The organism is Rhizobium sp. SRDI969 (genome assembly GCF_025152725.1).
Lineage (GTDB): Bacteria > Pseudomonadota > Alphaproteobacteria > Rhizobiales > Rhizobiaceae > Rhizobium > Rhizobium leguminosarum_I.
In genome coordinates, this window is the sequence record NZ_CP104035.1 from 1,056,569 (window position 1) to 1,075,380 (window position 18,812).

Here is an 18,812-nt window from a genome sequence, read left to right on the forward strand (position 1 = left end):
GGCGCTTTGCTCCTCCCCTACTCGCCACGAGCGGGCAGGGCGGAACTCGCTCACGAAAACCGCGTAATCACGCTGATCCCCGTCGCCTCAGCCTTGTCGAGCGCCATCAGCGCCGGCACGGCTTCCTCGAGGCTGACGCGGCGTCCGATCAGCTTCTGCGGTGCGATCTTTCCGGCCGAAAGCATCGACAACATGGCGTCGTAACGCCAGGCCTGCATGCCGTGGCTGCCGTAGATTTCCAGTTCGTGGCCGATCACCTGCGCCATTGGAATCTGCGGCGTAGCGTGCTCGCCGAGCATCAGCCCCACCTGCACATGCCGCCCGCGCCGGCGCAGGTTCTTGATCGAGTTGAAGCAGGTGACGGGATGGCCGAGCGCGTCGATCGAGACATGCGCGCCGCCCTTGGTGATCTCGCGGACTGCCTCCGCCACGTCGGCGACGCCTGACGCATTGACCGTCGCCACCGCCCCGCACTCCCGCGCAAAGGCGAGCTTCTCCTTGGATATATCGATGCCGATCGCATTCGCCCCGAGCGCTGTGGCGATCATGATTGCCGACAGGCCGACACCGCCGCAGCCATGCACGGCGATCCATTCGCCGCGCCCGGTGCGCGCCTGGTCGGCGACGGCGCGAAACGAGGTGGCGAAGCGGCAGCCGAGGCTTGCCGCCGTCGCATCGTCGATCGTATCGGGCAGGTGCACCAGATTGGTGTCGGCATAATCGATCGCCACATATTCGGCAAACGACCCCCAATGGGTAAAGCCCGGCTGGAACTGGTTCGGGCAGACCTGCTGGTTACCGGAATGGCATTCGCTGCAATGGCCGCAGCCGGAAACGAAGGGCACGGTCACCCGGTCGCCGACCTTGAAGCGCATCACGCCGCGGCCGGTGGCGACGATCCGCCCGGCAAGCTCGTGTCCCGGCACATGCGGCAGCCGGATATCGGGGTCGTGGCCCATCCAGCCGTGCCAGTCGCTGCGGCAGAGCCCGCTGGCGCCGACCGCTATGACCACACCGTCCTCGGCCGGCGTCGGATCGGCAACGGTACGGATCTCCGGCGCCTGTTCGAAGGCTTCATAAAACATGGCTTTCATCGGCGTCTTCCCTTGCTGCTTATTCCGAGATTGCACCCATCATGGCATGCGGCGAGCGGCCATTCCAACATTCCATTCCATCATTTTTGCTGATGGACCCATCGATGAAGCCCGTGTGATAGCGCACGAATATTGCGGCATCGCACCCGCTTCCGGCATTTTCTTGCTTCCGCGTTTCTTGTCCCGATTTGTCCTTGACCCGCCTTGCCGCGGCGGTTTTTCCTTCTCCGCCTTCAGGAGGAAACCATCATGGCCGTCGATACATCACCCCGTTCAACCACTTGGACTCATGTCGACGGGGAGTGGCTGCCCGGCAATCCGCCGCTGATCGGGCCGACCTCGCATGCCATGTGGCTCGGCTCCACGGTCTTCGACGGCGCCCGCTGGTTCGACGGCATCGCGCCGGATCTCGACCTGCACTGCCAGCGTATCAACCGCTCGGCGCTCGCCATGGGCTTGAAGCCGGTGAAATCAGCCGAGGAGATCGTGGCACTTGCCTGGGAAGGTGTTGCGAAATTCGATGGCGACACGCCGATCTACATCAAGCCGATGTATTGGGGCGAACACGGTTCTCCGGGCAGCGTCGTCTCGGTCGATGGGGAATCGACCCGCTTCGCGCTCTGCCTGTTCGAGGCGCCGATGGGCGGCCATGGCGGCACCAGCCTCACCGTCTCGCCCTATCGCCGCCCGTCGCCGGAAACGGCGATGACCGAGGCGAAGACCGGCTCGCTCTATCCCAACAGCGGCCGCATGATCGCCGAGGCGCGCAGCCGCGGTTTCGACAACGCGCTGGTGCGCGACCTCAACGGCAACGTCGTCGAGACCGCCTCGTCGAACGTCTTCATGGTCAAGGACGGCGTGGTGATGACACCCGCCGCCAATCGCACTTTCCTCGCCGGCATTACGCGTTCCCGCGTCATCGGCCTGCTGCGCAAGGCCGGCTTCGACGTGCATGAAGCAACGCTCTCCGTTGAAGATTTCATGCAAGCCGACGAGATCTTCACCACCGGCAACTATTCCAAAGTCGTCGGCGTCATCCGCCTCGACGACCGCGACCTCCAGGAAGGTCCAGTCACCCGCAAGGCGCTGGAACTCTACATGGACTGGGCCTTCGGCCGCAGCGAGAGTGAAGAGTGAGGAGAGGTCCCGCAAAGCGGGAGCAATCGATCCAGTGAATCGATTGCAACGACGAACGCCCGGAGCGCAAGCGCAGGGCAGGGGCGGTTCGGCGAAGCCGAAGCAATCGATCCAGTGAATCGATTGCAGCGACGAACGCCCGAAGCGCAAGCGCAGGGCCGGGGCGGCCGCCTCTCGCAGAACTGAGATCCGCATCCACCCCCTCTGCCCTGCCGGGCAGAGGGGGTGCCACCTTACACCGAGCCCGACGCCAAGAGCAGGCCTACCCACACGCACCCTTCACGTCATCCACTTCCGATGCTCCGCAAATCTCTCCGCCAAGAGGTCGATGAACAGCCGCACCTTCGTCGGCAGATGGCTGCGGTTGGGATAAACCGCGTTGATATTGAATTCCACCGGCCGGTAGTCCGGCATGATCTTCACCAGCCGCCCCTCGGCGATGTCGTCGAACACCACGAAACTCGGCGCCAGGAAGATGCCGCGCCCGGTCAGCGTCAGGAAACGCAGCATCTCGGCGCTGTTTGAGACGACATTGCCGCTGATCTTGACGCTCTCCTTGTTGCCCTCGCCATCCTCGAAGCGCCATTCGTCGCCATAGGGGTAATAGGCATATTGCAGGCAATTGTGATCGGCGACTTCGGCCGGCGTCTTCGGCATCGGATGGCTCTCGAAATAGGCCGGCGAGCAGACGAGCATATGGCGCCAGGGCGTCAGCTTGCGGGCGACGAGCGATGAATCCGGCGGTGGTACCGTGCGCATCACCAGGTCGTATCCATCCTCGATCATGTCGACCATCCGCTCGCCGACGCTGAAATCGAGTGCGATCGACGGATAGAGCTCCATAAATTCGCTGACGACAGGCAGCAGGAAACGCACGATGGCGCTACTGGTGTAGACCTTCAGCGTGCCGCGCGGCGTCGTGCTCAGCGCGCCCGCCGTCCGGTCCGCCTCATCGAGTTCGGCCAGGATCTGTGACGAACGCTCATAATAATATTTGCCGGTTTCCGTGAGGCTGACCTTGCGCGTCGTGCGGTTAAGCAGCCGCACACCGAGCCGGTCCTCCAGCGATTGCACGTGGTTGCCGACCATCGTGACGGACATGTTGAGCCGGCGCGCGGCGGCGGAAAAACCGCCGCATTCGACCACGCGGCCAAAGACTGTGAGGCTTGTCAGCCGATCCATATTGCCCTCGGATTATCCGCTGAGAGTTGATGATCCTTCCCGATTTAAGCAGATTATCAAAATGAATGTCAGGGTGCATTTTCCTTCGCATCGAACGGGGCCTCTCACAGAGGAGGCCAACGCTGAAGGAGAGTTAGGATGGTCGAGTTACCCCACAGGCAAGTTTTCGAAAGTGCGAGGCAAGCCGAGCAGATGCTGGCCGAGGAAGCCGCCAGGGCGCCTTCCGCCGAGGCGGCTCCCATGCCTGTCTCCGAAGCGCCGGCTGCTGCACCACCGGCCACCGAAGCACCGGTTGCGGAAACTCCCAAAAAGACCGGCCGCCGCATCGTCAAGCGCGCCGTCCTTGCCGCCGCCCTGCTTGTCGGCGTCGCTTTCGCAGGCGATTTCGGCTACCGCTACTGGACGGTCGGCCGCTTCATCGAATCCACCAACGATGCCTATGTGAAGGCCGATTACACCACCGCCGCCCCGAAGATCGCCGGCTATGTCAGCCAAGTGCTGGTCAACGACAATGACGCTGTCAAGGCCGGCCAGGTTCTCGCTCGCATCGATGATCGCGACTTCCAGGCCGCACTGTCGCAGGCGAAGGCCGATGTGAAGGCAGCCGAAGCCGCCATCACCAATATCGACGCCCAGATCGCCCTGCAGCAGTCGGTGATCGAGCAGGCCAAGGCGACGATCGATGCCTCGCAGGCCTCGCTGGATTTCGCCGTGTCCGATGCCGCCCGCTCGGCCCGCCTGATCACCAACGGCGCCGGCACCCAGTCTCGCGCCGAGCAGACCCAGTCAGCCCGAGACCAGGCCGCTGCCGCCCTCGAGCGCGACCGGGCGGCCCTCGTCACGGCTCAGAATAGGGTGCCGGTGCTTCAGACTGAGCGCGAACAGACGGTTGCCCAGCGTGACCGTGCGGTGGCGGCCGCCCATCAGGCAGAACTCAACCTCTCCTATACCGACATCGTCGCCGCCGTCGACGGCACGGTCGGCGCCCGCTCGATCCGAGTCGGCCAATATGTCACCTCGGGCACGCAGCTGATGGCGGTCGTGCCGCTGCACGCGGTCTATATCGTCGCCAATTTCAAGGAGACGCAGCTGACCTATATCAGCCCCGGCCAGTCGGTCGAGATCAAGGTCGACAGCTTTCCCGATATCTCGATCAGGGGTCATGTCGACAGCGTTTCGCCGGCAAGCGGGCTGGAATTCTCGCTGCTGCCGCCGGACAATGCCACCGGCAACTTCACCAAGATCGTCCAACGCATCCCGGTCAAGATCGTCATTGATGATGAGGCTCTGAGCGGCCTGTTGCGCTCGGGCATGTCGGTCGAGCCCGAAATCGACACCAAGGCTGCCCAGACCGAAGCTGCCGAGACCAAGCCTGCCCAAGCCCCTGGAACAGCCGGATTACCCAGCCACGCTGGATGATCCTACCCTTGTTCGCCCAATTATCCCGATCATTCCCGAATGATCACCCGAACCCCGTCATGAGAAAGTTTCCGCAAGAGCCGGAAGGAGATAGGTCATGGCCGCTCTTCAGATCGCCGCAAACGGCAATGCGCTGGCGCGCCCCGCCGCCGCAGCGCCCGCGACACCTGCCGCGCTGAGCCCGCTGCGCATGTGGGCAGCCGTTGTCGGCTCGACGCTCGGCGCCTTCATGGCGGTCCTCAACATTCAGATCGTCAATGCTTCGCTGGCCGATATCCAGGGAGCGATCGGCGCCGGCACGGATGACGGTGGTTGGATTTCCACCTCCTATCTGATCGCCGAAATCGTCGTCATTCCCTTGAGCGCTTGGCTGGCGCGCGTCTTCTCGGTCCGCAATTATCTGCTTGCTAACGCCATCCTCTTCCTGATCTTTTCCGTTGCCTGCGCCTTCGCGGCCAATCTGCAGCAGATGATCATCCTGCGCGCCATTCAGGGCTTTTCCGGCGGCGTGCTGATCCCGATGGCCTTTACCATCATCATCACGCTGCTGCCCAAGGCCAAGCAGCCGATCGGCCTTGCCCTCTTTGCCCTGTCGGCCACCTTCGCACCGGCCATCGGCCCGACGATCGGCGGTTACCTCACCGAGAATTTGGGCTGGGAATATATCTTCTATGTCAACTTGGTGCCCGGCGCGCTGATGGTCGGCATGCTCTGGGCTTCGCTCGATCGCGGGCCGATGAACCTGAAGCTGCTCGCCAAGGGCGACTGGCCGGGCATCGTCACCATGGCGATCGGCCTGGCGGCCCTGCAGACGGTGTTGGAAGAAGGCAACAAGGAAGACTGGTTGGGCTCCGATTTCATCGTCCGCCTTTCGGTCATTGCTGCCGTCTCGCTGACGCTGTTCCTGATCATCGAACTGCATGCCGCCCATCCGCTCTTGAACCTCCGCCTGTTGGTGCGCCGCAACTTCGGCTTCGGCATCGTCGCCAATTTCCTGCTCGGCATTGCGCTTTACGGCTCGGTCTTCGTGCTGCCGATCTATCTGACCCGCATCCAGGGCTATAATTCCGAGCAGATCGGCATGGTTCTCGCCTGGACCGGTATTCCGCAGCTGCTGCTGATTCCGCTGGTGCCACGGCTGATGAAGCGTTTCGATGTGCGCCTGCTGATCATCATCGGCTTTGCACTTTTCGCCGCCTCGAACTTCATGAACGTGCACATGACCGGCGATTATGCGAGCGACCAGCTGTTCTGGCCGAACATTGTCCGAGCTATCGGCCAGGCGCTCGTCTTCACGCCCCTCTCGGCGATCGCCACCGCAGGCATCGAGCAGGAGAATGCCGGCTCGGCTTCGGCGCTTTTCAACATGATGCGCAATCTCGGCGGCGCCGTCGGCATCGCCTCGCTGCAGACCTTCCTGTCGAAACGCGAACAGTTCCACTCGAATATCCTGACCAATTCGGTCTCGGTCTTCGAGGAAGCCACCCGCGATCGCATTGCCAGGCTCACCGGCTATTTCATGAGCCACGGCGTCAGCGATCAGGCGCTTGCCAGCCACAAGGCCGTCGTCGCCATCGCGCTCAAAATACGTAAGCAGGCCAATATCATGGCCTTCAGCGACACGTTCTTCCTGCTCGGCGTGGCCCTGGTCGTCGCCCTGCTTGCAAGCCTGCTTCTGAGGAAACCCGGTCAACTCTCCGGCGGCGGCGCTCACTAGCGCCTTGCGGCCCTCAAGGAGGAGAAAGCCATGACGCCAGCGATCCATGCCCCCGATATCGACAGGCTCCAGCCCAAGGCCGCCGGCTATGCCGTCAGTGTCGGCGCACTGCTCTCCATCATCGAATGGCTCTCCGGCGACGAATGCCACGCGCTCGACGAAGTCGGCCTCGTCTCCGGCCTTGGCCGCCGGCTTCAGGCGCTTGGCCTTCCGATCGACCGGTTGACGCTGCATCTGATGACCCTGCATCCCGAGTTCATCGGCCGCACCATCGCCTGGGCGCCGGGTGAACCGGTCGAGATCCATGATCGGGAACACGGCGCGCGCGTCGCCATATCAAATACGCCGCTGCGCAAGGTCATGGAAACTCGCGAGCCGCTGGTCGTCGATACCGGCGAAAGCGTGCATGGCCGCTGGCAGCATATCGATGTCTTCGCCGATCGCGGCCTGATGCAGCTCGTCATCGCGCCGCTCTGCAATGTCGACGGCCCGGTCAGCGCCGCCGTCTTCGGCACGAAGCGGCCGGGCGGCTTCACCGCCTCCGAGCGTCAGGTGATCGAGCGAATCTTGCCGGCGCTGCGCAACACCAGCGAACTGCGCATCCTTCGCCAGGTCGAGCTCAGCCTGCTCGATACCTATATCGGCCCGCTGACGGCAAGCCGCATCCTGGCCGGCCGCATCCGCCGCGACGAGATCGAATCGATGGAGGCAGCGCTGCTGCTCTGCGATCTGCGCGGCTTCACCGAGCTGTCGAACCGGCTGCCCGGCAGCACCGTGCTCGGGCTGCTGAACGCCTATTTCGACAGGATCGTACCGGCCATCACCCGCGAGGGCGGCGAAGTGCTGAAATTCATGGGCGACGCCGTGCTTGCCTTCTTCCCGGGTTATGATGCCGCCCATTCCTGCGGTGCGGCCCTGGCATCGGCCCGCGCCATCCTCGATGAGATCGACCATTTCCAATACGAGGGCATCGGCGTGAAGGCCGGAATCGCTCTGCACTACGGCGAGGTCAGCTACGGCAACGTCGGCTCCGGCCGCCGCCTCGACTTCACCCTGATCGGCGGCGACGTCAACCTGGTCAGCCGCATCCAGACCGCCTGCAGCGAACTCGGAGAAGCCTTGCTGATGTCGGCGCCGTTCCGTGAGGAAGCGCGGGCAGGGGATGTGGTGTCGGTCGGGTCGCACAGGCTGAAGGGTTTTGCCGATGCGGTCGAGCTGTTCACGATTGTGCGGTAGGTGAGCCCACCCAGCTGGCAGAATCCAGATTTCTGGTCCGCCCCTTCCGCCTGCCGGCACCTTCTCCCCGCTCGCGGGGAGAAGGGATATGCCGCGACGTCTCTACTGCCTTCCACCGTTGCTTGAGGCACGTCCCCTCTCCCCGTCAGAACGCTAGGGCATATACATAAGTCGGTGCGACGGATTGACTCGGTTTGCGGGGGTCGGATTCCTTTACTGCGGGCCGTATGATTGTTTTGGCGACGTTTTGATTTGGGAGCGTCGCCGATGGATGTAGGGCATGATTTTTCGTTGGGCCGGTTTGGAGATCGTCGTCTCGATAAAGGGGGGCGGTGCTGCTCCGTCGCATTGTGCTGCGCGAGACGGTTTGCCTTCGCCAGTTGGCCGAGGGCAACCATTCGCAGGAGATCCGGTTCGGGCGTTTTCTCAACAACAGTGCGGTGAGCGTGGAAGAGATCATTGCCGGCTGGAGCCAGGAGACCCGGTCTGCGGTTGAGGGTCGCCACGTGCTGGCGCTGCAGGACACCAGCGAGATCAAGTTTGCGACGACGCCGGACAGCCGGCGGGAATTGGGCAAGATCAAAAAAGGCAATTGCTTTGGCCTTTTGCTGCATCCGATGCTGGCGCTCGATGCCGACACCGGCAGCTGCCTTGGCCTGGTGGGCGGCCGGGTCTGGACGCGGGGTAGCGAAGAGCTTACGCCGCATGCCGAGCGGCCGTTGAACGAAAAGGAATCGCGGCGCTGGGTGGAGACGGCAGAGGCGGCCAAACTGGTGCTTTCGCGTGCGGCCCGGGTCACGGCGATCGCCGACCGGGAGGGTGACTTCTTCATCATGTGGGCGCGCCTGCCCGATCGGCGCTTCGATCTTTTGTCGCGCGTCATGCATGACCATGCGCTCATCGACGGTTCCAAACTGCGCCGCGCGGTCGAAACGGTGGCGTTTTGCGATACTCAGACGATTGATCTGCGCGAGCGCGCCGACCGTCCGGCGCGGCAGGCGACGGTGTGCCTGCGCTTCGGCGAAGCGACGATCCGGCGGCCGCAAAACCTGCGCGAGGCCGGCCTGCCCGATGGCGTCAGGCTGAGCTGGGTCGAGATCGTTGAACCGGCCGCCCCCGACGGTGTCGAGCCCTTGCACTGGCTGCTCCTGACCACCCATTGGCTCAGCAGCCCGGCCGATGCCTGGCAGATCGTCGCCTGGTACAAGCAGCGCTGGATGATCGAGCAGTTCTTTCGGGTGATGAAGAACCAAGGCTTCAAGATCGAGGACAGCCAGTTGCATCTGGCGGCACGGCTGGAAAAGCTCGTCGCCATCGCCGCCAAGGCCGCAGCAATCGTCCTCCAGCTCGTCCAAGCCCGCAGCGGCGGCGATCACCAGCCGGCAAGCCTGACCTTCACGGCAGCCGAGATCGATACCCTCGCCGCCCTCGAAAGCCGTTTCAAGGGCACAACCAAGCTGCAGTCCAATCCCCACTCTAAGGCCTCGCTGGCTTGGGCCGCCTGGATCATCGCCAAGCTCGGCGGCTGGAACGGCTACGCCTCGGCCAAGCCGCCGGGCCCAATCACCTTCTTCAACTGCCTCAAATACTTTCGAGCCGTCGCCGATGGATGGGCTTTGCGAGATATGTATATGCCCTAGCCGTTTTACGGGGAGAGGGCTAGGGTGAGGGGCAGCTTTATTGCTGTGAGGTCAGGCAGTTCATTCCCAAACCCCCAACGCCCACTTGCATAAAATGCATGGCAGGTTTGCCCAAAACGGCTTCGTCCTCCCCCATCTTTTCGCCATAGTGACACCGAAATTCCGTAAGCGGGGAGGAAGAGGCCTATGACTGTGCTGTTCGACGAACAAGGCGAGATCATCCGTGAACTGGGTGTTGCCGCCGATATCGACCCTGAGCGGGAGATCGAACGGCGAACCGCTTTCCTCAAGGATTATCTCGTCGCCTCCGGCATGCGCGGCTACGTCCTCGGCATCAGCGGCGGCGTCGATTCGCTGACGGCGGCGCTGCTGGCTCAAAAGGCGGTGCGCGAGCTGCGGGAAGGCGGCCATGCGGCCGAATTCATCGCCGTGCGCCTTCCCTATGCTGTCCAGGCGGATGAGGCCGATGCGGTGAGGGCGCTGGAAACGATCGGCGCCGACCGCTCTATGGTGGTCAACATCAAGGCGCCGGCGGATGCGATGCTTGCCGCTGCGCTAAACGGCGGCCTCGCCTTTGCCGATGCTGGCCGTCAGGATTTCATCCTCGGCAATATCAAGGCGCGCCAGCGGATGATTGCCCAGTTCGCCCTTGCCGGGGCGCTTGGCAGCCTCGTCATCGGCACCGATCATGCGGCCGAGGCGGTCATGGGTTTCTTCACCAAGTTCGGCGACGGCGCCGCCGATATCCTGCCGCTCGCCGGCCTCAACAAGCGCCGCGTCCGCCTGCTGGCAAAACGGCTCGGCGCCCCGGACGAACTGGTGTTCAAGGTGCCCACAGCCGATCTCGAGGACCAGCGGCCGCTGCGCCCCGACGAGGAGGCCTATGGCGTCAGCTATGACGAGATCGACGATTTCCTCGAAGGCAAGCCGGTCGGCGAGATCGCCCGCCGCCGCATCCTCGCCGCCTATCGGGCGACAGCCCACAAGCGCGCTTTGCCGGTGGCTGTGAGCGCCCTCTGACGGTCGCCCAAGCGGGATGCGCGCGGACGCGACCTGGATTTACGGCCTGACCGGCTCGCCCGTCCGTCCTGACGAAGCGAGATAGGCATGCGGCGCGAAATAGACGCCGTCGGCATCGAAGGCCTCGAGGTCTTCGGCCTGCAGCGCCTCGCGCACCTTCGGCCGTGCCGCAACACGGGCCATGAAGCCGTGCAGCGCCGGCCATTGCTTGAGATCGATATCGGTCCAGGGCGACCAGTTCAGGCAGACGAAGAGATAGGCATCCGCGACTGTGAATGCATCGCCGGTGAGATAGGGTTCGGCAAGACGACCGTTCAGCCATGTCAGCCGCTTCGATATCAGCGCGCGGACCTCCCTATGAACGCTGGAATAAATCGGATTGAAGAGCAGCACCATCGGCTTGTGCAGCTCGGCGGTGATGAAGTTGAGATAGGATTGCACCTCGTTGCGGCGGATATTGCCGAGCTCAGGCAAAAGGGCTGCTCCTTCGGGCACACTGTCGGCGAGGAACTGCACGATCGCCGGCCCCTCGGTCAGCACTTTGCCATCGTCGAGCATCAGCGCCGGCACATATCCGTTGCCGTTGATCGCGAGATAATCCTCGCCGGTGCTCGTCCTGTGGGTCTGCCGGTCGACCGGAACGAGCTCGATATCGAGCCCGAGCTCCCGGCAGATGATGTGCGGCGAAAGCGAACAGGCGGCTGCGTGCATATAAAGTTTCATTGCGGTTTCCTCTCCTTATGGAGGCGGTCGATGCCGACTCCGTCGATAGCGTTGAACATTTGTACTGTTTCGTATAAAATAACCCTCGTCAAGAATTTAATGCGAAACGGTACAAATATGAAGGACGAGAAGAAGCGCGGCCGCCCGCGGGCCTTCGATGCCAAGGCGGCGCTCGGCAAGGCACGGGATGTCTTCTGGGACAGGGGGTTTGCCGCCGCCTCGCTCGATAATCTGAGTGCGGCGACCAACCTCAACCGCCCGAGCCTTTACGGCGCCTTCGGCGACAAGGAGGATCTCTATCTCGATACGCTGGAGGGCTATCGGCAGGACGGCATGAATACGCTCGCCGAGGCGCTCGACCCGTCACTGCCGCTGCGCGACAATATCGCCCGCGTCTATGCCGGTGCGCTGGCGATCTATCTGCATGGCGAAACCGCGGCCCGCGGCTGTCTGCTGATCGGCACGGCATCGGCCGAGGCGGTCCAGCATGAGCGGGTCCGCGAGGTGCTCGGCCGCAGTCTCAACGATTTCGACGACGAGATTGAAAAGCGCATGCGCCTTGGCATGGAAAGAGGCGAGCTTCCCCAAAGCGCCGATCCGCAGATGCTTGCCAGGCTTGCCTCCGCCGTCATGCATTCGCTCGCCGTCCGCGCCCGTGCCGGCGACAGCCGCGAGACGCTGGAAGCGATTGCCCGCTCGGGCGTCGAGCTGATCTGTGGGAAAGCCCTTTAGCCGGATGTCTTAGGATCCCGCGGCCGTACCATCCAGGCATAGGCCGCGCCGACGACAAGCAGCACGGAGGTGCCGAGGAAAACCGCCCGCATGCCGATATGGCCGCCGACAAAGCCGCCAAGGATGGGGCCGGCCACCTGGCCGACATATTGCGAGGAAATCGAAAGCCCGAGAATGCTGCCGGCCGCACTATCCGGCACGCTGTGCCGGATGACCGCGGCGATGCAGGGCAGCAGCCCGCCGAGCGCCACACCCATCAGGAAACGCAGGATGATCAGCTGCCAGGAACTGGTGACGAAGGCCTGCGGTATCAGCAGCAGCCCGGCGACGGCGAGCGCGCCTGCAATCACCGGCCAATGGCCGATCCTGTCGGCGAGCTTGCCGAGCCATGAGGCCGACAGAATGCTGCCAAGGGCAGCCGCCGACATGACGATGCCCGATATCATCGTCACCTGGGATTCGACGGGCACGAGCTGCGCGACATAGACCGTGATGATCGGCTCGATCGACATATTGGCGAACATCAGCAGCATGCCTGTCGCCAGCATGGCGATGACAGGCCGCTTGTCGGCGATCGATTTCCAGCCGCCGCTGGCCTTAGCCGCCTGCTTGCGGGCTGGCGACTTCTCCTCTTTGATCAGCAAGGATGTGGCGAGAAAAGCAAGGAAGATCATGCCGCCGGCGGCAAGAAACGTGCCGCGGATGCCGATGACGGGCGGCAGCGCCCCGCCGATCAGCGGCCCGACGAGATTGCCCGCCATGATGCCGGAGGAGAGCACGCCGAGCGCCCAGGCCGAACGGTCCTTCGGCGTCTGCGTCGCCACCAGCACCATCGAGCCGGAGGCATAACCGCCGGCAAGCCCGACGAAAAGGCGCAGCGCCACCAGCTGCCAGACGTTGCCGGCCATGCCCATCAGCGAGATCGCCAGCGTCATGCCGAGGCTGGCGCGCACCAGCATCAGCTTGCGGCCGTAAATATCGCCGAGCCGGCCCCAGAGCGGCGCGACGAGAGCCGCGGCGAAGAAGGTGGCGCCATAGGCGATGCCCGACCATTGCACGATGTCAGCATGGTCGCTGACGCCGAGTTCCTCGACATAAAGCGGCAGGAAGGGAAGCAGCAGCGTCATCGCCACGATCGTGGTGAAGGAGCCGATCAGCGAGATGGTAAGGTTGCGCTTCCAGAAGACCGAGCCCGGCCTGGCGCTAGCGGCGTCCAATTGCGTATCGGTCATTCTCTCGGCCTCGGCATTGATTCTACAGCGCCGCGCGTCTTTTAAGGCGCGCAAAGGACGCTGTAACACATTGAAATCTGCATATTTCCTCAAATCGGTTCCGATTTGAGGAAATATGCGGCAGGCGAAGTTCCGCCGCGCCTAATGAAACGATGTGTTCTTTACCGCGGCGAGGAGATCGGCGCAGTGAATCTGTCCTGAGATCGAGCTTTCGATGTCGAGCGCATGGGCCTTAGCGGCGGATGCGCCCGTCGTTCCAGGGCGGGCACGCGCTGATATAGCCGCGCTGTGGCCCGTCCTTCAAGACGGCGCTTCCGGGATCGGCGGCCTGTTTTTGGAAATTGCCGCTGCAATCTGGACCTTCTCAGGCAAAAGTGCTAGAAGAAGACCGATTGCATTACGCAATCGGTTAATCCGAGGACATTGCCATGAGCGACATGCGCACATCCCGAGAACAGACCGTCCGTCATCTCTACGCCGCCTATCTCGACGACCGCAAGGATATCGTCGGCGCCATGTTGACCGAGGATTTCACCTTCTCCAGTCCGCGTGACGACCACATCGACCGGGCGACTTATTTCGAACGCTGCTGGCCGAAGGAGCCGGTCTTCCGCGGTTTTGACATCGAATTCCTGGCGATCCACGGCGACGAGGCGGTTGTCCGCTACCGCGCCGAAAAACGGGATGGCGGCAGCTTCCGCAATATCGAGAGCCTTCGCTTCCGCGGCGACAAGATCGAATCCGTGGATGTCTATTTCGGCCGGAATCTGTGACCCTAAAACGCAGATCTTCACAGGATCCGCATCGCCGAAGTGCCGATGATGATCATCGACACCGCCACCATCAGCGGCCGCACCGGCAGCCGCTTGACGAGGATCGCGCCGAAGGGGGCAGCGATGACGCCGCCGATGATCAGGCCGATCGCCGAATTGAGCTCCGACCAGCCAAGCGTCAGCAGGAAGGTCAGGGAAATCGTCAGTGTCACGGCGAATTCGGTGAAGTTGGTCGAGCCGATCACCCGCTTCAGGTCATGGCCGCGGCTGACGAGCGAACTAGTGACGATCGGCCCCCATCCGCCGCCGCCGATCGCATCGAGCACGCCGCCGCAGAAGCCGACGGGCGGCACCATCCAGTCGCGAACATCCCGCTTCGGCGGCGGCCGAAAGGCCTTGTAGAGGATCACCAGTCCGATCGCGATCAGATAGGCCGACACGAAGGGCTCGATCACCTTGCCGTCGATATTGGCAAGCAGATAGGCGCCGATTGCGCCGCCGATCATGCCGGCCGGTGCAAGCCGCGCCACCAGGCGCCAGTCCACGTTGCGATGATAGGCATGCGACAGGCCCGAAGCGGCGGTCGTGAACATTTCCGCCACATGCGTCATGGCGCTGGCATTGGCGGCCGGCACCCCGAAAGCGAGAAGGCTCGTCGTCGACAGCACGCCGAAGGCCATGCCGAGTGCGCCGTCGACGATCTGCGCGCAGAAACCCACGACGATGAAGACGAAGAAATCCAATGTCATGCATTCCCCTCAGACAAACGGTAGCATTACAGCGCCGCGCGTCTTTAGACGCGCAAAGGACGTTGTAACACTTTGAATTGCCGCATAACTCCTTAAGTCGATTCCGGTTTAAGGAATTATGCGGCAGAACCCGCGACGCCGGGAAAAAGTTTCCGTTCTCAGCCGGCAATTCCGTGCTGCTTCAGCCGGATAATCTTGAAGAAGCCGTTCGGAAAGACCGGCAGAATACCGGCAGGAGCGAAATCACCGCGGCGCTCGGCCCAGGCGACGATGCGGTGAATACGGAAGGCGGAGGACCAGCCGATGTGACGCACCAGCGGCGCCACCGCCGTCTCGATCACGCCCTGCAGGCCGGCGCCGTCGCCAAGTTTGCTGGCAAGGATGATCTCGCCGCCCGGCCTGAGCACTCTTGCGCATTCGTCGAGCGCGCGTTCGGGCTCGGGGATCAGCGTGATGACGAAGGGCAGGCAGACAGCATCGAAAGACTGGTCGGCAAAGGTGAGCGCATGCGCATCCATCACATCAAGCGCCTGCACATGCTGCAGCTTCTCGCGTCTCGCCTTTTCGCGCGCCCGCGCGATCATGTGTTCGGAAATATCGATGCCGGTTACGCGGCAGTGGCGTGGGTAATGCCCGAGCGTCAGGCCGGTGCCGACGCCGATCTCCAGAATATCGGTGCCGGCCGCGGCGGCGAGGGCAGCAAGCTTGCGGTGGCCGTCGCGCAGGATGCCGCGATAGACCCGGTCATAGACCGGCGCCCAGCGCTGATAGATTTTCTGCTGATCTTCCGCCCTGCTGCGAAGCTCCGACATGCCTGCACCTCCCTAAAGCCCAGGCTTTCAACTCCTGAGCGTAGGCTTCGGTTCCCCAGAAATGTGACGCAGGCACAAACCAGCACGGTGAGTAACCTCATAGCGGCCTATTTCGCCGGCGTGAGCCCGAGCTTTGTGACATCCAGCTCGCTGCCGATCTCGACGGTTTTCTTTTGCTTGTCGTAGACGCAGATCTGGGCGATCAGCCCCTTGGCGCCCTTCGGCTTGCCTGTCACCAGGGCAAGCCCGTAATGCGAGCTGCCGAAGGGATCGACGGTGGCGCTGGGCTTTTCGATCGCGACGGCCGCCTTCTTGCATTTGGCCTCGACGTCGGCGGCGAGCTGCTTCCAGGCGTCATCGGAGGAGGCATGCGCCGCACCTGCCAGCGAAAGCAAGGCGACCGCGGCGAGAGGCTGGATTATATTCCTGTTCATATCGGGGCTCCGTTGATCTCCATAACAGGCAAAGTGGTTTTCGGGGTGGGTATTCCCAATGATTTGCCCAGGCGATTTCTACGCACGACTCCAATCCGCAACTGAGGCAAATTTTCCTCCGGCCGGGTCGTTTTTTGATAATTCGCCGGTTGCCTCTCCCCCTTTCCCCTCCTATGTTCCGCCTCACCTGCCGAGACGCAATCTATTGCCAAGAGGAGATCTGACATGGCTTTCGAATTGCCTGAACTTCCCTATGATTACGAAGCGCTTGCTCCCTTCATGTCGAAGGAAACGCTGGAGTTCCACCACGACAAGCACCACAAGGCCTATGTCGACAACGGCAACAAGCTCGCCGCCGAAGCCGGTCTTTCGGACCTTTCGCTCGAAGACGTCGTCAAGAAGTCCTTCGGCACCAATGCCGGCCTCTTCAACAACGCGGCCCAGCATTACAACCACATCCATTTCTGGAAGTGGATGAAGAAGGGCGGCGGCGGCAACAAGCTGCCGGGCAAGCTCGAAGCGGCCTTTGCCTCCGATCTCGGCGGCTACGACAAGTTCAAGGCCGATTTCGCCAATGCCGGCGCCACCCAGTTCGGCTCCGGCTGGGCCTGGGTTTCCGTCAAGAACGGCAAGCTCGAAATTTCCAAGACCCCGAACGGCGAAAACCCGCTCGTTCACGGCGCCACCCCGATCCTCGGCGTCGACGTTTGGGAACACTCCTACTACATCGACTATCGCAACGCCCGCCCGAAATATCTCGAGGCCTTCGTCGATAGCCTGATCAACTGGGACTACGTCCTGGAACGCTACGAAGAAGCCACGAAGTAAGCGGGATCAGACTCGCCGCCATGGCGGCGATGTCGTCAGCCTGTTTGAATTTCACACCCGGCGCTCCGAAAGCGCCGGGTGTTTTGTTTTCACGCGAAGCCGTCACATGCCTGTCATCGGCCGCTCCTAGAACAGGATGATTTTAGGCCGGGTCGGCCTAAAGTCTGAATCCTGTTCTAATTAAATGGTTAGAGCATGATGTCGTCCGAAAACCGCGCACACTTTTCGGCATCATGCTCTGGTCACGCCCCATGTCTTCTTCTGTTTCTCCCCTGTTCCGCTTCGGCATCATCGCCGACCCACAATATGCGGCCATCGCGCCGCACGTGGCGATAGACCGCTATTACGCCAACAGCCTCGCCAAGGTCGCCGCGGCGATCGAGGTCTTCAACGGCTGGGAATTGAGCTTCGTGATGACGCTCGGCGACGTCATCGACCGGAGCTTTTCAAGTTTCGACGATATCCTGCCGGTCTACGAGAAGCTCAGGCACGAGGCGCTCTTCCTGCTCGGCAACCACGATTTCTCGGTCTCTGCAGGACACTTGTCCGACGTCGCTGCGCGCCTCGGCATGCCGGCGCCCTATTACAGCTTCTCCCGCCATGGCTGGCGCTTTATCGTCCTTGACGGCAATGAGGTCAGCATCTTCGCGCCGCCCGAAGGCCATCCTCATCGTGCGCTTGCCGCTGAGATGCTGGCGGAGCTGCAGGCCAAGGGTGCCAGGAATGCCCATCGCTGGAATGCAGCGCTGAGCGACGAGCAGTTTGCCTGGCTCCGCGATGAACTCGCAAAAGCGGCCGAGGTCGGCGAGAGGGTGATCGTCATGAATCACTATCCGGTGCATCCGCCCAGTGAGCACGGCATGTGGGACAGCGAGCGCATCGTCGCGCTGCTCGCCTCTGAGCGCAATGTCGTCGCCTATCTCAACGGCCACGACCACGTCGGCAATTACGGCATCGCCGGCGCCTGCCACTTCGTCAATTTCAAGGGCGTGGTCGACACCGAGACGGAAAATGCCTTCGCGATCGTCGAGGTCCATGCCTCCAGCATCGAAATCCGGGGCTTCGGCCGGGAGCCGAGCCGCACGCTTTCCATTTAGCTGATTGCCGGCTCAGCCGGCATCGCCTTCATTTCACTGATGTCGCGCTTCGGTGGTGTCCCGAACATGCGGGCATATTCGCGGCTGAACTGGGAGGCGCTCTCGTAACCCACCTGATAGGCCGCGTTTGCGGCGTTGAACCCATCGGTCACCATCAGCCGCCGGGCCTCGAGTAGCCGCAACTGCTTCTGATACTGCAGCGGCGTCATCGCGGTTAGCATTTTGAAATGCTGGTGGAAGGAGGAAGGGCTCATCCTGGCTGCCGCCGCAAGCTTTTCCACCCGAACGGCGTGCGCAAAATTACCGCGCAACAGGTAGATGGCCTCGGCCACGCGGCGCGTATGGCTGTCGGGCAATGCAAGCTTGCAGATCTCATCGCCATTTTTTCCGGAAAGCAACCAGAAACTGATCTCTCGCATGATTGCCGGATGAAGGATTGGGATCGCTTTGGGCGCCGCGAGCGTCCGGATCAGTCTCAGTATGCAGTCCTGCAACTCCGGGCCGAATTCTTGTACGAAAACACCCGGCCCGCCGTCGCCTGCCGGCTTCGGCGGTGCATCCATCTCCTCCAGCACCTCGCGCAGGATAGTGACGTCGAGTTCCAGGTTGATGGCGATCATCGGCCGTTCGGCACTGGCTTTCGTCACCTGTCCGAAGGCCGGCATCTCGACGCTGATGATCAGCGCTTGCATCGCTTCGTAATCGAAAAGGCGTTCTCCGAACATGAGCTGCTTGGCGCCATCGACGATGATGCAGAGCGCCGGTCGGTAGATCGCCGGTTTCGGCATGGAGAGAGTGCTGGAACGCATCAGGAAAAAACCGTCGATCGCGGTGGCAAAGAGCCCGTCACCTCCGCCATGTGCATCCATGTACCCATTGAGCTCCTGCTTCAGATCTGCGGACATCTTCGCCTCCAGTGAACGCGGGTCTGTCTGCCGCGCCGGTGAGGATGATCTTAATCCCTCAGCCCGCCTGGGCAAGGCGTTT

At 62.4% G+C, this 18,812-nt stretch carries 18 protein-coding genes; 10 read left to right on the top strand and 8 right to left on the bottom strand.

Features of this window, described 5'->3' with window-relative positions:
* Positions 1-50: 50 nt before the first annotated feature.
* On the bottom strand, positions 51-1,094 hold the full coding sequence (locus tag N2A41_RS05345) for a zinc-dependent alcohol dehydrogenase family protein (RefSeq protein WP_017963481.1): 1,044 nt from the start codon (positions 1,092-1,094) through the stop codon (positions 51-53).
* 249 nt (positions 1,095-1,343) lie between these two features.
* Between N2A41_RS05345 and N2A41_RS05350 the strand changes: the two genes are divergently transcribed.
* Positions 1,344-2,231: a branched-chain amino acid aminotransferase gene (locus tag N2A41_RS05350; RefSeq protein WP_017963482.1), complete on the top strand. Its 888-nt coding sequence runs from the start codon at positions 1,344-1,346 to the stop codon at positions 2,229-2,231.
* A gap of 279 nt (positions 2,232-2,510) precedes the next feature.
* Here N2A41_RS05350 and N2A41_RS05355 read toward each other — a convergent pair whose 3' ends face one another.
* Positions 2,511-3,413 carry a LysR family transcriptional regulator gene (locus tag N2A41_RS05355; protein ID WP_130661227.1) on the bottom strand — a complete coding sequence of 301 codons (903 nt, stop codon included), beginning with the start codon at positions 3,411-3,413 and terminating at the stop codon, positions 2,511-2,513.
* A gap of 138 nt (positions 3,414-3,551) precedes the next feature.
* Here N2A41_RS05355 and N2A41_RS05360 point away from each other — a divergent pair, with 138 nt between their 5' ends.
* The 5 genes from N2A41_RS05360 (at position 3,552) to nadE (ending at position 10,445) form a co-directional block, all read left to right on the top strand.
* Positions 3,552-4,832 carry an HlyD family secretion protein gene (locus tag N2A41_RS05360; RefSeq protein ID WP_260110457.1) on the top strand — a complete coding sequence of 427 codons (1,281 nt, stop codon included), beginning with the start codon at positions 3,552-3,554 and terminating at the stop codon, positions 4,830-4,832.
* Between the two features lie 97 nt (positions 4,833-4,929).
* On the top strand, positions 4,930-6,549 hold the full coding sequence (locus tag N2A41_RS05365; RefSeq protein ID WP_260110458.1) for an MDR family MFS transporter: 1,620 nt from the start codon (positions 4,930-4,932) through the stop codon (positions 6,547-6,549).
* Positions 6,550-6,579: 30 nt separating this feature from the next.
* Entirely contained in the window at positions 6,580-7,785 is a 1,206-nt protein-coding gene (locus N2A41_RS05370; RefSeq protein WP_222386177.1) for an adenylate/guanylate cyclase domain-containing protein, read from the top strand.
* Positions 7,786-8,117: 332 nt separating this feature from the next.
* Positions 8,118-9,425 carry an IS4 family transposase gene (locus N2A41_RS05375; RefSeq protein WP_260110459.1) on the top strand — a complete coding sequence of 436 codons (1,308 nt, stop codon included), beginning with the start codon at positions 8,118-8,120 and terminating at the stop codon, positions 9,423-9,425.
* A gap of 186 nt (positions 9,426-9,611) precedes the next feature.
* Positions 9,612-10,445, top strand: coding sequence for an ammonia-dependent NAD(+) synthetase (gene nadE, locus N2A41_RS05380; protein WP_017963487.1), 834 nt, complete (start codon positions 9,612-9,614; stop codon positions 10,443-10,445).
* 39 nt (positions 10,446-10,484) lie between these two features.
* Here the strand turns inward: nadE and gstA are convergent, their stop codons facing one another.
* Positions 10,485-11,168, bottom strand: a complete 684-nt coding sequence (gene gstA / locus N2A41_RS05385) for a glutathione transferase GstA (protein WP_260110460.1) — start codon at positions 11,166-11,168, stop codon at positions 10,485-10,487.
* A 117-nt stretch (positions 11,169-11,285) separates the two neighbouring features.
* On the opposite strand from gstA, the gene N2A41_RS05390 reads away from it, so the two are divergent.
* Positions 11,286-11,900: a TetR/AcrR family transcriptional regulator gene (locus N2A41_RS05390; protein ID WP_222386179.1), complete on the top strand. Its 615-nt coding sequence runs from the start codon at positions 11,286-11,288 to the stop codon at positions 11,898-11,900.
* Here the strand turns inward: N2A41_RS05390 and N2A41_RS05395 are convergent.
* A complete protein-coding gene (locus N2A41_RS05395) occupies positions 11,897-13,132 on the bottom strand; it encodes a multidrug efflux MFS transporter (RefSeq protein ID WP_222386180.1) in 1,236 nt (411 codons plus the stop codon). The genes N2A41_RS05390 and N2A41_RS05395 overlap by 4 nt on opposite strands.
* 428 nt (positions 13,133-13,560) lie before the next feature.
* On the opposite strand from N2A41_RS05395, the gene N2A41_RS05400 reads away from it, so the two are divergent.
* Positions 13,561-13,905, top strand: coding sequence for a nuclear transport factor 2 family protein (locus N2A41_RS05400; protein ID WP_170280373.1), 345 nt, complete (start codon positions 13,561-13,563; stop codon positions 13,903-13,905).
* 17 nt (positions 13,906-13,922) lie between these two features.
* Here N2A41_RS05400 and N2A41_RS05405 read toward each other — a convergent pair whose 3' ends face one another.
* From N2A41_RS05405 to N2A41_RS05415, 3 genes are all read right to left on the bottom strand, one after another.
* On the bottom strand, positions 13,923-14,654 hold the full coding sequence (locus N2A41_RS05405; RefSeq protein WP_017963492.1) for a sulfite exporter TauE/SafE family protein: 732 nt from the start codon (positions 14,652-14,654) through the stop codon (positions 13,923-13,925).
* 158 nt (positions 14,655-14,812) lie between these two features.
* Positions 14,813-15,466 (bottom strand): class I SAM-dependent methyltransferase, encoded by a 654-nt coding sequence (locus tag N2A41_RS05410; protein ID WP_017963493.1) that lies wholly within the window; start codon positions 15,464-15,466, stop codon positions 14,813-14,815.
* Between the two features lie 107 nt (positions 15,467-15,573).
* Positions 15,574-15,900, bottom strand: coding sequence for a hypothetical protein (locus N2A41_RS05415; RefSeq protein ID WP_260110461.1), 327 nt, complete (start codon positions 15,898-15,900; stop codon positions 15,574-15,576).
* Positions 15,901-16,125: 225 nt separating this feature from the next.
* On the opposite strand from N2A41_RS05415, the gene N2A41_RS05420 reads away from it, so the two are divergent.
* Both N2A41_RS05420 and N2A41_RS05425 read left to right on the top strand, forming a co-directional pair.
* The gene (locus N2A41_RS05420; RefSeq protein ID WP_003569477.1) at positions 16,126-16,728 is read left to right on the top strand and encodes a superoxide dismutase; all 603 of its coding nucleotides are present in this window, start codon (positions 16,126-16,128) and stop codon (positions 16,726-16,728) included.
* A 251-nt stretch (positions 16,729-16,979) separates the two neighbouring features.
* A complete protein-coding gene (locus N2A41_RS05425) occupies positions 16,980-17,825 on the top strand; it encodes a metallophosphoesterase (protein ID WP_260110462.1) in 846 nt (281 codons plus the stop codon).
* Here the strand turns inward: N2A41_RS05425 and N2A41_RS05430 are convergent.
* Positions 17,822-18,730, bottom strand: coding sequence for an AraC family transcriptional regulator (locus tag N2A41_RS05430; protein ID WP_260110463.1), 909 nt, complete (start codon positions 18,728-18,730; stop codon positions 17,822-17,824). The two genes, N2A41_RS05425 and N2A41_RS05430, sit on opposite strands and share 4 nt — an antisense overlap.
* Positions 18,731-18,812 lie beyond the last annotated feature (82 nt).